The sequence below is a fragment of the Vibrio mexicanus genome (assembly GCF_001012815.1).
GTDB classification, from domain to species: domain Bacteria; phylum Pseudomonadota; class Gammaproteobacteria; order Enterobacterales; family Vibrionaceae; genus Vibrio; species Vibrio mexicanus.
In genome coordinates this window covers 1-13840 of record NZ_JYJP01000086.1, presented here as the reverse complement: position 1 = coordinate 13840, position 13840 = coordinate 1, and the positions used below count along the sequence as shown (strand labels likewise).

Genomic DNA, 13840 nt, shown 5'->3' with positions numbered 1-13840 from the left:
AAAAGGAGCATTCATTGAATGCTCCTTTTTTTGTCTGCTGGTTAGAGAGTGGTTTATTTACTTTTAGCGAACTGAGCTAAAACAATCACGCCAAGGGCAATAAGGTTACCGGCGAAGATCACTACTAGCCATTGAGGCATAGAAAGTGACAGGAACTGCCAAACGACTTTGCTGCATTCACCGTAAGCTTCAAATAGCCAAGGGGCCCATTCGTTAAGTGGTGCCCAATCAGGGAAAGTGACAAACAGATCGCACGTTGCAAACGGAGAAGGGTTAAATTGGTACCCGACGTGCTCGACAGAAAGCGACAAACCTCGGTAGGCGCTGTATCCCCAACCGGCTAAACCTAGCCAACGCACAATTGTATTCTGAGGGGCAATAGCACCAAAGATAGCGGCTCCACCAATGCCAAACATAGCGATGCGCTCATAAATACACATCACACAAGGTGGTAGCATCATGACGTGCTGAAAGAACAGGGCTGCAGCCTCAAAGAATACGACGAAGCCTAACAGCAAAAGCCAGGCGACACGCTGTTTGGAGAAAGTTTGATGAGAGAAAGGTATTTCACAGATGGTCCTTGCTATAAAAAAAGCTCTGATAACTCAGAGCTTTTTATCTTGGATTAGTTTCACATTCAACTAAAAACTTTGTTCTCTGTCGAATTAGTTACTAGTCAAATCAGTGCCCAGTCGAGCTACTGGCGCTGCTGACGTCACCAACGTGATGAGAAATCCAACCCCAATCATAGAAATTTGCTGTCATTGGTTCGATGAAGAACACGATGCCAATCATGCCAACAATCGCTAGTACGATGGTATAAGGGAATGCCATGACGACCATGCGACCGTATGAGAGTCGGATAAGCGGTGCAAGTGCCGACGTTAACAAGAACAGGAATGCCGCTTGTCCATTTGGCGTCGCTACCGACGGTAGGTTGGTACCAGTGTTGATTGCAACGGCAAGCAGGTCGAACTGATCACGGGTGATCATGCCTTCAACGAGTGCAGTTTTAACTTCGTTAATGTAAACCGTACCCACGAAAACGTTATCCGACACCATGGATAATAAGCCGTTTGCCACATAGAACAGCGCTAACTGTGTGCCTTTGTCTTCGACCGCTAAAACAGCATCGATAATAGGCTTAAACAGTTCTTGGTCGATGATTACAGCAACAATTGAAAAGAACACGGTGAGTAGGGCGGTAAATGGAAGCGCTTCTTCGAAAGCTTTGCCAAGCGAGTGTTCTTCTATAACACCAGTAAAAGAAGTCGCTAAAATGATGACAGATAGACCAATTAGGCCGACTGCTGCAAGGTGAAGCGCAAGGCCAACGATGAGCCATACCGCAATGAAACCTTGAACCCAAAGTTTGGCAACATCTTGCTTGGTGCGGTTAGCACGCTCTTCGCGATCAAAGTCTACAAGGATTTGGCGCACATTTTCAGGAAGCTTAGCGCCGTAGCCGAAGATTTTAAGTTTCTCTACCGCCACACATGTTGCTAGTCCACAGAAGAATACGGGAAGGGTTACCGGAGCCATACGAATGATGAATTCACCAAATAGCCAGCCTGCTTGGTCTGCAATGATAAGGTTTTGTGGTTCACCAACCATGGTCATTACGCCGCCAAGTGCAGTACCGACACCGGCATGCATTAACAGAGAGCGCAAGAAAGCGCGGTAGTTTTCTAAGTCGTCACGAGTAAGTTCACACAAGTGTTCATCTTGAGTGTGATCGTGAGACACCGTCGATACTTTGCCGGATGCCACCTTGTGGTAAATAGCGTAAAAGCCGACAGCTACACTGATTACGACTGCAATAACCGTCAGGGCATCAAGGAAAGCAGATAGAAAAGCCGCTGCAAAACAGAATGCCACAGAGAGAGTTGACTTAGAGCGAATGCCTAGAAGTATCTTGGTAAAAATGTAGAGCAGCAATTGCTTCATGAAGTAGATACCAGCAACCATGAAGATCAGCAGTAGCATAACTTCGATATTCGCGACCAACTCATGCTTAACTTGCTCAGCGCTGGTCATCCCAATTGCTATCGCTTGAATGGCCAATAAGCCGCCAGGTTGCAGTGGGTAACATTTTAAGGCCATGGCCAGAGTAAAAATGAACTCAACGACAAGTAACCAACCAGCAACGAAAGGGTCAACGAAGAAAAAAACGAAAGGGTTAATGATTAGGAAGGCAATTATGGCAACTTTGTACCAGTCCGGCGCTTTACCAAGGAAATTCTTGATAAAGGCATTTCCAAGAGACATGGGCATAAAAAATACTCTTACTGTTGTTATATATTCGACACGCTAAGGCTTGAATTTTTTCGTCGGCGGGTGGGCTACGAGTTCCGACGCAACAGTGACTTAGAAAAACAACAGCTGCACATAATCCATTGTGGTCTTGCCAAGTCACTCCCTGAGAAAGACAAGCACTCATACTTCGCCCGCAACTCTACTCTTAGTTTATTCATAGTCAATAAAAAACTTTATATAGATATTTAGGCAGATGATATTTTGTCTAAAAACGCGATCAAAGTGGGGAATTTGTGAATGCATAGTTGCCAAAAAGTGAATTGGGTGAGTTATGAGAACTAAATCTATGCTCATGAGCAATTTATAAGATGTAAATGAGCTAAAAAGATAATACTAAAGTGTAGGTTTTTAGCTAACAGTGGACCGTGAAAACCCCTACAGTTATTAGGTGCCTATTAATAACAATGGAGTAAACTTGATATTTTATATGCTTGATATTAAAAACATCACCTATTCATATGATGAACATTTAGAGCTTTTGCTCTATTGTTAGTGTTTTGATAGTTTATTGTGTCTAGGTTTCCGATAGCGCTTAACTAGTGGTATGATGAGTTAATTCTACGTAATTAGACAAAATTGGATTCATACCGAATGGTCATCAAGGCAAAAAGCCCAGCAGGATTTGCTGAAAAGTACATTATCGAAAGTATCTGGAATGGCAGATTCCCACCTGGTTCAATCTTACCTGCTGAGCGAGAGCTATCAGAACTGATTGGTGTAACGAGAACAACGTTACGAGAAGTACTTCAAAGGTTAGCACGTGATGGCTGGTTGACGATTCAACATGGCAAACCGACGAAAGTAAATCAGTTTATGGAAACGTCTGGATTGCATATCCTAGATACGTTGATGACGCTTGATGCAGATAACGCAACATCGATCGTTGAAGATCTTCTCGCAGCGCGCACAAATATCAGCCCAATTTTTATGCGCTATGCCTTTAAAACCAATAAAGAGACGTCTGAGCGTACAATTCATAACGTCATCGAATCTTGTGAAGCGTTATTAGCCGCGCCATCTTGGGATGATTTTATGGCGTCTTCTCCTTACGCTGAGAAAATCCAACAGCATGTGAAAGATGACGGAAACAAAGATGAGATAGCGCGCCAAGAAGCATTGGTGGCCAAGACATTTAATTTCTATGATTACATGTTGTTCCAACGTTTGGCATTCCACTCTGGTAACCAAATTTATGGTCTAATTTTCAATGGCTTGAAAAAGCTTTATGACCGAGTAGGCAGCTACTATTTCTCGAACCCAGAAGCTCGTGAACTAGCAATGAAGTTTTATCGTGAGTTGCTTGAGGTGTGTGAAACAGGTGATAGAGATAAACTACCTGTGGTTGTTCGCCATTACGGTATTGAAAGCGCGCAGATTTGGAACCAAATGAAAACCACACTGCCAACGAATTTCACCGAAGATGACTCTTAGTCATTGAGCTATTGTGATTTGATGAAAGAAAACCCGCTGCTTAGCGGGTTTTTTTGCATTTAATCGAGCTCTTATTCGTAGCCGCCCGCGTCCTTAAACCACTCGGTTAGATGCGTTTTAAGCTGCTTCAGCTCATCTGGGCCAATAAGCGCTAAGCCCAGGTCCTCAGCACGAGTAATGTCATTGTAGCGAAGCGGTCTGAAGCTCACTAGCATGGCACGTGCTTGCAGGCCGCCAAGTAGATCTCGCAACGATTCAAGCTTGTATAGGGTGTCATCGCCATCGTCGCGCATACCTTTGGTTTTACACTCAATGATATGGAGTTTGTTGTTCACAACAGAAGCGACATCGAGTTCATTTCTTACTTCTCTGTCGCCGCGCTGGCGATAAACTTGAACGTTCAATGATCGGTCTTGAATGGTCGGCATATCGTCTTGGATCTGCCTTACCGTGCTATGGACTAGTGTTTCGAGCCATTCGCCATTAGAGAATCGTCTGGCATCTTCGCTGACGAAAGTTAGTAAGCCGTTCTCATAAGAGGCTATTTCCGTTTCGACCAGATCATCGATGAGCATTTTTAACTCTCGATAGCCTTGCTGTTTCTCCGTTAACTGAACCGATAGGGTTTGCTCTTTACGGCAGGTTGTCGCGAGGTAGTTTAGGGTCGCTAAGCCAGGGCCAAGTTCAAGCGCGTTACTGGCCCAACGCTCTCCAAGATCATAAAGTTTCTTATCAAGTTGAGGTGGAAGTTCGACGTCGTTGAACTCGCCCCGCGCTCCAAAAATAGTCAGGTAATCTGAGATGGTGATTCGATCTTGAACCTGTGCGTCTTCTCTTGCATCTGGATATAACCAGCACAGACGGTCGCTATTCGGTTCAACAACAAAGATTGGCCAGTGATAGGTACGAAATACTTCGTAGACAGACAATAGTCGGTGTCGTAAACCGCAGCTCGCATTTAGCTTTATTTCTTCACCGCGCAGCTTTAGATCTTGAGCAAGTACCGATACAGACTCTTTTATCTTAGAGGTGTTCGCTACATTCGGGATCTGATAAAACTCCGAAGTAATGTCCCGTTGTGCAAGGACTTTGTGCAGTCGTAGATACATCTCTTCTTGGCTTTCTACGCCAATGAAAACAATATGGGTGCTAACGGTGCGGTTATCTAAAAGTGGAGTGACTAATCGAATGGGGTCTTGATCGATAATCCCTACATGTACTGCCATAAAGCGTCCTCAATTATGGCCTGCAGAGTGATAGTTAGAAGAATAGCGCAGGCTCTTATACCGATATAATACCCATGCATTAAAAAAACAAGGGCGACTTAATCAATAAGTCGCCCAGAGTGGTTAAATAAGTAATTGTGTGTAATTAGGGCGTGTTGATCTTTCGAGCTGATTTTTGCAGCACTTTGCGGGAAGTTTATACAAGGCAGAGGCATTGATGTGTAGCTAGCTACATGAGAAGCCGATAACGCAGTAGAAATGAACCGCAAAGGCTGCCCGAAGGGTTCGGCTAAAATCGTTTTATGCTTTGTTGAAGACTCTTTGCTTAGAATAACTAGGCTAAACAGTCTTCGCCGCGCCTAAACCGATTTTATCTCGAACAAAAATTAACCACTAAAGATCAACACGCCCTAGTTATTTCTATAGTTTGAAGCGGTGAACCAAGTCACCTTGCTGGTTAGCTAGTGCGGTTAAGTCAGCACTGGTTCTTGCGATCTCTGACATAGCTTCATAACTGGTGCCAGCGATTAAATTGATCTCTTCGATGTTACGAGCAATATCTGAAGTTGTATGGCTCTGTTCACCCGCCGCTTCAGAAATGTAGCTACTCATTTGACTGATTTCTAAAATCAACGCTTGTATCTCTTCCATCGCACTGTTTGCATTAGAGGCTTGCTCGACCGACAGTTCCATGTCGCTCATACAGCTTTCAATCACTTTACCGGCGGTTGAAGACGAAGACTGCAGATTGCTGATCATGTTTTCAATCTCAGACGTCGATTCAGTGGTACGTTGAGCGAGAACTCGAACCTCATCGGCTACGACTGCAAAGCCACGGCCCTGTTCACCCGCACGTGCCGCTTCGATGGCTGCATTCAACGCAAGCAAGTTTGTTTGCTCTGCGATATTGCGAATAACATCCAAAATAGAGCCGATGTGGCCACTCATTTTCTGCAGTTCAGAGACGGCTTCGACCGATTCGTTAAGACGAGCTTCAAGCTGATTGATGGTTGAGATATTGGTGCTCATGATCTGACGTCCAGACTCAGAGGCAGTTTCAACTTGCTGAACCATGCCCAGTGAGTTTTGAGCGCTTTGAGCAACTTCTTGCACTGAATGCGCCATTTCTGTCATGGCCGTTGCAACATTTGCGGTTTGTTCACGTTGGCTATTAAGCTGCTTTTGCGCTCCGCTAGAGGTTTCTTGGTTGCTGTTTGCCGTCGACGTTAAGTTGTCTGACGCATCGTTGAGCTTCACTAAGATGTTGTGAAGGTTGTCAGCGAGTGAGTTGATGTGACCACTGACGCGGCTAAACTCGTTGTTGTAACGAATGTCGATACGCTGAGTCATATCACCATCCGTCAATCCTTCTAGCGTTGACAGAATGCGAGTAAGCGGCTCACGCACGCTTTGTGCAATGTGGTAACCAATACCACCCGCAAAGAGCGCCATGACGATACCGATAGCAATCGCTTTGATAACACCTTGATCGTAGACCTTACCAGCAGCCACAAGTGATTGGTTTAGACCATCAGTCGCGACTTGGTTGAAAGAGTCTAAGATTGCCAAAGCCGTATCCACTTCAGCGGCAAGGTTGCCAATGTTTTCATACAGCGCAGCGCGAGCAATAAGGTAGTTGTTGTGCTGATCCAATACACCGCCACTTTGGCCGATGTCGATAGTAAACTGTTTAACCGACTCATCAAACGCATCTTTTAATGCAGGCAATTGAGTTGCCAGACCTCGGAAGGCATAGTTTAAGTGGGTGACCGCTTTTTTGTTCTTCTTCACTGCGGCATCAACAAATGCCACATCGCTGCTTGCCAGCGCGTCTGAGGTGATGACCTCGGCATCTTTCAGTTTAATGAAATAGCTTTTAGCCATTACTTTTACAGCGATGCTGTCTTGGTCATCAACAAACTCTTTCATGCCAACGCTAAGCTCAGAATGCAAACGTTGGAATTGACGAGTGGATTGTTGAACTTGCTCTTGTGACACAAACATTTGCTGGTAATTATCCATGGCTGTTTGCGCTTCACTGAAGTAGCGAGCTTGCATTTCTTTCAACTGAACAATGCGTTCCTCAAGTTGCGGATTGTTAGCACTTGCCAGCTCTAATCGTCCTAGAACATCATTGAACGCGTTTTCCGACTGAGCAAACTCGTCGCGCATAGCTGCCATGCGCTCTTGGTCTTGCGTTGTCAGGAAATCTTTAAATGATTTGTCTGCTGATAACAAACTGACGTTGGTTTGATTTGAAAGTGACACCAACGGTAGTGATGTGTTTGAAACTGTCTCGAAGTCTGAGTGGATTTGATTCATACCGCTCATCATCATTGCTGTTGTCGCAATGAACATAATGATGATGAGGGTAAAACCGGCATACATCCGCCTAATTACCGAACCCTTCATAAACAACTCTCCCTAAAAACTAAAAAAGACAAATCCGTCTCAAAAAAAAGGTAACAAAGTATCGGCCATTGTATTGAATCTGAGATACGCGTTTTATGACGCACAATACAAATTTTTGCCTCGAAATTAATCGAGTTGTCATTCGTGTTAACTAGGTTGGGTTTTCAATTGAGCTTTTATACAGCATGGCGCATACTATCCGAAAACAATCAAGCCAAACCCAGATTACGGAGAGTTCCATGGCTGAAGAAACCATATTTAGCAAGATTATTCGCAAAGAGATCCCTGCCGACGTCGTATACCAAGATGATTTGGTGACAGCATTCAGAGACATCAATCCACGCGCGCCACGCCATATTTTGATTATTCCTAACAAGCTCATCCCTACGGTAAACGATATTGAAGAAGAAGATGAAGCTGTAATGGGCCGTATGTTTACTGTTGCCAAGAAGCTTGCAAAAGAAGAAGGCATTGCAGAAGATGGTTACCGCCTTATTATGAACTGTAACCCTCATGGTGGCCAAGAGGTTTACCACATACACATGCACCTTGTTGGTGGCCGACCACTAGGACCAATCCTAGTGAGCTAACCCAGCGATAGAGGTTTGGCAACTTTTTCCAATTTTCCCTGTCAAAAGTCTATATCAAATAGATACGCCACCTTTTTAGGTGGCGTGTTATCCTTATTAGCACGACTCTTCTAACCTCGTTCATTATCTATATGGAGCAAGGATTGCAAAAATTACTACGTTCATGTGTTGTTATCGTTTCAGCAGTCGTATTGAGCGCATGTTCAAACTTGTCAGCAGGTAATCTGTTTAGCCACTACACGGTGCAAAATCAGAAAGTACAAAGGTCAGTGAAAGCCGGTGATTATGAAAAAGCGGCCAGCCAACTGCCCGAATCAATGGCGGGCGATATCCTCGACAACTTTGAAAAAGGGCGCGTTTACCTACTTAATGAACAGTACGAGGAAAGTAGCGCCGCATTTAGTGTCAGTGATCAAGCGGTAAGACAATGGCAAGATCAAGCGACCATTTCCATTTCTGAAACGGCGACAGATATTGGATCGCTGGCGGTCAACGATAACTTAAAAAATTATCAACCTTCAGATTATGAGCTTGGCTTTTTGCATTTGTATATGGGGCTAGGTTACCTGATCGATAATGATCTTGAAGGTGCGCTGATTGAAATGCGAAGAGCAAACCAAGTTCAAGAGCGCGCGAAGCAAACGCGAGAAAAAGAACTCCAAGCCGCGGAAAGCGAGCTAAAAAAACAAGGCATTTCACCAAACTTGGGCAGCGTATTGTCACGTTATCCAGATGCCGGTGAAAAACTGCAAGCTGTCCAAAATGGGTATCTACTGTTTTTGTCTGGCCTATTGTATGAAACGGAAGGGGACTTAAACAGCGCGTATGTGGACTATCGAAGAGCTTTGACTGTCTTACCCGATAACCTTCAAGTTATTGAAAGTTCGATGCGTGTCGCTCGTCGCTTGGGAATGAATCAAGATTTAGAGTTGTTAACTAAGCGCTATGGGGAACTTCGTTTACTCGCCGATGATGAAGCGCGAGTCATTGTCATCGATGAACAAAGCGTGGTTGAAGCGATGCAAGGTTGGCAGCTATCGCTGCCTGTTTACGATAGTCGAGGTAACGGCGCTATTTACTCGTTGGCGCTTCCATACTATCAAGACCAAGGCTTAGAAAAGTTTTCCTCGCTACAATTAAATAATCAAGCACTGACATCGAGCCAGCTAGTTGATGTTAACTTAATGGCGCAGAATGATCTTTCCGAGCGCATGACGAGCATTGTGATCAGACAGGCTTTACGCGTCTACGCTAAAGATCAGATTCGGAAAAGTGCCGCAAAGGGTGATGATGTCGGAAATTTACTGTTCAACGTTTGGAACACGTTGACGGAACAGCCGGACACTCGCAGTTGGCAAACTCTACCAGGGCAAGTTAGAAGTGCAAGTATGCATGTCCCTGCGGGTGAACAAAGCCTGAAAGTGGGTGGTGAAGAATACAAATTTAACGTTGATGCTAACCGAACCGTGTTGGTATGGGTATCTCGCCAAGGTCAGAATTCGACTATTTGGCACAAACAGTTAGGGAACTTACGATGAAAAAATGGTGGATGGCTTTCGCCGCGTGTATTGCCTTAGTCGGCTGTGCAGAAAATACCTCAGGGCTAAGAATAGACGGCGGAACGCAAAATGTTTGGTTTGCAGATAACGTTCTTGCGTCGCGTTTGATTATTGATGATATCGCGACCACTGAGGTCGACGGTTATGCCCGCGGTGTAGTGCGCTTAACCAGCAACTATAACGGTGACCAGAACGTTCAGTACCGTTTCTACTGGTACGACGAAGAAGGCTTAGAGGTTAACACTAAGCTAGCTCCTTGGAAGCCTGCGATTATCCGCGGTCATGAAAGCATCGCAATTTCTGAAGTGTCGGTTAATCCGAATGGTAAAAACTTCCGGGTTCAGATTCGTGAGCTAAAACAGTAATTATTTAAGCGGGTTTCAATGCATGAAGCCCGCCCATCTTATTGAATGATAAATTGGTAATTTTGAGGAACCAATGATGAAAAAAAGCGTTATTGCATTACTTGGCCTAGCAGTTTTACTAGGCGGCTGTTCTAACAAAGTGAGCTACGGGGATGCTCAAGCGGTAGAAACGACCACGATTGATTTTGGTTCAACGGACCTTCAAACCATCGCTGGAGAAATGGTCGATAGCATGATGATGTCAGGTTCTGTGGCGGCGATTACTCGTGATGAGCGTCCAATCGTTTTTGTGGAACGCATCAAAAATAAGACCAGTGAACACATTGATACGGAATCAATTACCGATAGTATCAGTACTAAGATGCTGAATTCTGGCAAGTTCCGTTTTGTAGATATGGATCGTGTCGAGTCTGTTCGTGATCAGTTGAACTTCCAAAACAACGATGAGCTAGTCAATCAAAGCACGGCAATTCAGTTTGGTAAAATGGTTGGTGCTCAGTACATGCTATACGGCAACCTATCCAGTATCGCTAAATCTGCAGGCAGCGACAAAGATGTCTACTACAAAATGACCATGCGCCTGATGGATCTTGAAACAGGTCTTATTGAGTGGGCGGATGAAACTGAAATCCGTAAGCAAGAGTCAAAAAGCTTATTGGGACTTTAAAGTACGAGGTCTATAGACCTGTAAGAGAAGGAGTGTTTTATGGCGAGGATGTCTTGGTCTGAAGCTGTCAGCTTGATGAAACCTTAGTTGGCTTAGAACACTTTTTCTCGACAAGCCCTTCTTATGCACAAACGCTGACAGGAGGGCTTACCAATCGATGTTGGAAAATCGTACTGCCAGATGAGTCTGCGTTTGTTTGGCGTCCGACAACACACCTTACGAAAGCCTTTTCTATTTCTCGCTTTCAAGAGTACCAAATTCTCTCCTCCATTGAAGATAGTCAAATTGGCCCTAAACCTTGGTTCATTAATGAAAAAGGGCTGCTTGTTGAGTGGATAGAAGGTTCACCTTTAACCGACACCCTCACATTTGATGAACTTCTTGAGACTATGGTTCAGATTCATCAGCTCGATACCACCCGAGTCCCCGCCGTCCCTTTCAGTTTTACAGCTCGTGTCGACCATTATTGGATGAAGTTGTCTGCAGAGAATCGCTGTAAGGAAGTAGAAGCAATTTATCAGCGATGGAGAAATGCGCCGAATCTCGCAGAAGTCGGTCAGACCCTATGTCATTTTGATTTGGCCGGTTACAACATGGTGGCGACCCCACACCAGTACCGAGTGATTGATTGGGAATATGCCTCAATAGCTGATCCTCGCTTGGACTTGACCTTAAGTATCGATGTTATGGGGGTCGAACCCACACAGGCTGTGCTTGATTACTGCCGACTTCGTGGTGTGGAAGGTGTTGACGACTGGGTTGAAGGTGTCATGGCATGGAAACCAAGAGCAACGATGATGGCTTTGTTATGGTATCGCTTAGCCCATCAGCTATGGGGTGATGAGCAATACCTGACACAAGCAGACCTGATCAAAGAGGCTTTTTGTAGTTAGGATCACGTTTCAACTTGTTAGCCTTCAATTTTGGCTCGATTCTCTTCCTTTGACTAAGGTTCATGGTAGATTGAAGTTATAAGAACTCGGGGACATTTTTATGATTATTTACTTACACGGCTTTGATTCAACAAGCCCGGGCAACCATGAGAAAGTGCTGCAATTGCAATTCATCGACGATGATGTCCGTTTTATTAATTACAGCACTCTTCATCCTAAGCATGATATGCAGCATCTTCTTAAAGAAGTTCATAAAGTCATTGAACAGTCTGACGATCCAAACCCAATCATTTGTGGTGTGGGGTTAGGTGGTTTCTGGTCTGAACGTATCGGCTTTTTATGCGGAATTAAGCAAGTCATTTTTAATCCCAACCTTCGCCCGCAAAAGAACATGCAAGGTCGCATTGATCGTCCTGAAGAGTATGAAGACATTGCGACTAAGTGTGTGGAAGAGTTTAGAACCAAGAACAAAGATCGCTGCTTAGTGATTTTGTCGCGCGAGGATGAGATTCACGACAACTCAGCGACGGCAGAAGAGCTCGAACCTTTCTATGAAGTGGTTTGGGATGAGACCCAGTCTCACAAGTTCAAGAAGATCTCTCAACACCTTCAGGCGATGAAGGCGTTTTAAAGAGTCTTAACCCTGCAACTTATCTGAAAAATAAGCGCCTCCATTCGGAGGCCGCTTTTCTTTTTAAATTCAGTAAATAGAACTAGATAGCGCTTAGCCAATAGATTGACTGCTGCTAATCCGTACAGATATTAGTGATTTGGCGTGAATTGCGTGTTGCGAGAAAGATTTTCGCCTATATAATGGCTTTACTATAAAAAAATTGATATTTATCAAAAAAAAGTTGAGAGCGAGTAAAAAACTTGCCCATTAAGCGTAGCAATACGCATTCCAATTACGTGCAAAGCAATTGAGTTGTGAAAGACAACCTCTAACTAAAGCGAGAAACATCGCATTAAGAATTTTTGATTGAGCATTTTTGATTGAAGATCGGATTGCTTGGTCATACTTAGATTATTCATTTTTGAGGATTGTTATTGTGACACGAATTATTGTAGTAGGCGGCGGTGCTGGTGGACTTGAGTTAGCAACCAAGTTAGGCCGTACTTTAGGTCGTAAGAATCGTGCCAAAGTTACCTTGGTCGATCGTAAAGCAAGTCACTTATGGAAACCTTTGCTACACGAAGTAGCGACAGGCTCATTAGATGAAGGTGTTGACGCACTCAGCTACCGTGCTCACGCCAAAAACCATGGTTTTGAGTTCCAAATGGGCAGCCTGTCTGACATCGATCGCGAACGCAAAGTCATTGTTCTGAGTGAGCTAAAAGACGATAACGGCGAGCTACTAATGCCAAGCCGCGAACTAGAATATGACATTCTTGTCATGGCAATTGGTTCGACGTCGAATGACTTCAACACACCGGGTGTTCGTGAAAACTGTATTTTCCTCGATAGCCCAGAGCAAGCTCACCGTTTCCGCACAGAGATGAACAACCAGTTCCTTAAGCTTCATGCTAAGAAAGGTAATGGTACTGTCGATATCGCGATTGTAGGAGCTGGAGCAACGGGTGTAGAGCTTTCAGCTGAACTGCATAACGCGGTAAAAGAGCTCCGCACATATGGCTTTGGCGACTTAGATTCATCTAAGCTAAACGTAAACCTAGTCGAAGCGGGTGAGCGTATTCTTCCAGCTCTACCACCACGTATCTCAGGTGCTGCACATCAAGAGCTGACTAAGTTAGGCGTGAATGTTCGCACTGCTACTATGGTGACGGAAGCGGATAAAGATGGTCTAACGACTAAAGATGGCGAGAAGATTCCTGCGCAAATCATGGTTTGGGCAGCCGGTATCAAGGCTCCAGACTTCATCAAAGACATTGCGGGTTTAGAAACGAACCGTATTAATCAGCTAGTGGTGAACGATACGCTTCAAACCACACGTGATGAAGATATTTTCGTTATTGGTGACTTAGCACAGTGCACGCAAAAAGATGGTTCATTTGTACCACCTCGCGCACAAGCAGCACACCAAATGGCAAGTCGTGCGTTCAGCAACATCGTGGCAAAAATCAATGGTCGTGAACTTAAACCGTATGTTTATGAAGACAAAGGTTCATTGGTGTCACTGAGCCGTTTCTCAACAGTGGGTAGCCTAATGGGTAACCTCACTAAGGGTTCGATGATGATTGAAGGTCGAATCGCGCGTGTGGTTTATATCTCTCTTTATCGAATGCACCAGATGGCACTTCATGGCATGTTCAAAACGGCACTCATTATCCTTATGGGACGAATCAATCGAGTGTTGCGTCCAAACTTGAAGCTTCACTAATCAAGGTTGCTAGGGCGTGTCGATCTTTCGTGGTTAAATTTT

11 protein-coding genes and 1 pseudogene are annotated in these 13840 nt (G+C 44.5%); 8 read left to right on the top strand and 4 right to left on the bottom strand.

Translation table 11 applies throughout. The annotated features are described in order from the left end of the window. Nucleotides 1-53 precede the first annotated feature (53 nt). Together dsbB and nhaB are read right to left on the bottom strand one after the other, a co-directional pair. Complete coding sequence (gene dsbB, locus UA76_RS12105) at nucleotides 54-566, bottom strand: disulfide bond formation protein DsbB (RefSeq protein ID WP_047046429.1); 513 nt, start codon at nucleotides 564-566, stop codon at nucleotides 54-56. Nucleotides 567-681: 115 nt separating this feature from the next. Next, nucleotides 682-2274 carry a Na(+)/H(+) antiporter NhaB gene (gene nhaB, locus UA76_RS12100; RefSeq protein WP_047046426.1) on the bottom strand — a complete coding sequence of 531 codons (1593 nt, stop codon included), beginning with the start codon at nucleotides 2272-2274 and terminating at the stop codon, nucleotides 682-684. A 633-nt stretch (nucleotides 2275-2907) separates the two neighbouring features. On the opposite strand from nhaB, the gene fadR reads away from it, so the two are divergent. Then, nucleotides 2908-3747, top strand: coding sequence for a fatty acid metabolism transcriptional regulator FadR (gene fadR / locus UA76_RS12095; RefSeq protein WP_047046424.1), 840 nt, complete (start codon nucleotides 2908-2910; stop codon nucleotides 3745-3747). 71 nt (nucleotides 3748-3818) lie between these two features. Here the strand turns inward: fadR and UA76_RS12090 are convergent, their stop codons facing one another. Next, a complete protein-coding gene (locus UA76_RS12090; protein ID WP_047046421.1) occupies nucleotides 3819-4973 on the bottom strand; it encodes a DUF1887 family protein in 1155 nt (384 codons plus the stop codon). Between the two features lie 420 nt (nucleotides 4974-5393). Continuing rightward, a complete protein-coding gene (locus tag UA76_RS12085) occupies nucleotides 5394-7385 on the bottom strand; it encodes a methyl-accepting chemotaxis protein (RefSeq protein WP_047046419.1) in 1992 nt (663 codons plus the stop codon). Nucleotides 7386-7624: 239 nt separating this feature from the next. On the opposite strand from UA76_RS12085, the gene hinT reads away from it, so the two are divergent. The 7 genes and pseudogenes from hinT (at nucleotide 7625) to UA76_RS12050 (ending at nucleotide 13798) form a co-directional block, all read left to right on the top strand. After that, entirely contained in the window at nucleotides 7625-7975 is a 351-nt protein-coding gene (hinT, locus tag UA76_RS12080; RefSeq protein WP_047046417.1) for a purine nucleoside phosphoramidase, read from the top strand. A gap of 131 nt (nucleotides 7976-8106) precedes the next feature. After that, complete coding sequence (locus UA76_RS12075) at nucleotides 8107-9513, top strand: COG3014 family protein (RefSeq protein WP_047046414.1); 1407 nt, start codon at nucleotides 8107-8109, stop codon at nucleotides 9511-9513. Next, nucleotides 9510-9899: a YcfL family putative periplasmic lipoprotein gene (locus tag UA76_RS12070; protein ID WP_047046411.1), complete on the top strand. Its 390-nt coding sequence runs from the start codon at nucleotides 9510-9512 to the stop codon at nucleotides 9897-9899. The genes UA76_RS12075 and UA76_RS12070 overlap by 4 nt, the downstream gene beginning before the upstream one ends. A gap of 76 nt (nucleotides 9900-9975) precedes the next feature. Further along, entirely contained in the window at nucleotides 9976-10566 is a 591-nt protein-coding gene (gene lpoB / locus UA76_RS12065; protein ID WP_047046496.1) for a penicillin-binding protein activator LpoB, read from the top strand. A 39-nt stretch (nucleotides 10567-10605) separates the two neighbouring features. Beyond that, a pseudogene (locus tag UA76_RS12060) lies at nucleotides 10606-11459 on the top strand (phosphotransferase). A 100-nt stretch (nucleotides 11460-11559) separates the two neighbouring features. Continuing rightward, nucleotides 11560-12090: an alpha/beta hydrolase YcfP gene (gene ycfP, locus UA76_RS12055; RefSeq protein ID WP_047046408.1), complete on the top strand. Its 531-nt coding sequence runs from the start codon at nucleotides 11560-11562 to the stop codon at nucleotides 12088-12090. A 418-nt stretch (nucleotides 12091-12508) separates the two neighbouring features. Next, nucleotides 12509-13798 carry an NAD(P)/FAD-dependent oxidoreductase gene (locus UA76_RS12050; RefSeq protein WP_047046494.1) on the top strand — a complete coding sequence of 430 codons (1290 nt, stop codon included), beginning with the start codon at nucleotides 12509-12511 and terminating at the stop codon, nucleotides 13796-13798. Nucleotides 13799-13840: the final 42 nt, after the last annotated feature.

Coding starts and splice junctions, on each gene's coding strand:
- nhaB (WP_047046426.1), bottom strand. CDS start 2,274: ATGCCCATGTCTCTTGGAAATGCCTTTATCAAGAATTTCCTTGGTAAA.
- fadR (WP_047046424.1), top strand. CDS start 2,908: ATGGTCATCAAGGCAAAAAGCCCAGCAGGATTTGCTGAAAAGTACATT.
- UA76_RS12090 (WP_047046421.1), bottom strand. CDS start 4,973: ATGGCAGTACATGTAGGGATTATCGATCAAGACCCCATTCGATTAGTC.
- UA76_RS12085 (WP_047046419.1), bottom strand. CDS start 7,385: ATGAAGGGTTCGGTAATTAGGCGGATGTATGCCGGTTTTACCCTCATC.
- hinT (WP_047046417.1), top strand. CDS start 7,625: ATGGCTGAAGAAACCATATTTAGCAAGATTATTCGCAAAGAGATCCCT.
- UA76_RS12075 (WP_047046414.1), top strand. CDS start 8,107: ATGGAGCAAGGATTGCAAAAATTACTACGTTCATGTGTTGTTATCGTT.
- UA76_RS12070 (WP_047046411.1), top strand. CDS start 9,510: ATGAAAAAATGGTGGATGGCTTTCGCCGCGTGTATTGCCTTAGTCGGC.
- lpoB (WP_047046496.1), top strand. CDS start 9,976: ATGAAAAAAAGCGTTATTGCATTACTTGGCCTAGCAGTTTTACTAGGC.
- ycfP (WP_047046408.1), top strand. CDS start 11,560: ATGATTATTTACTTACACGGCTTTGATTCAACAAGCCCGGGCAACCAT.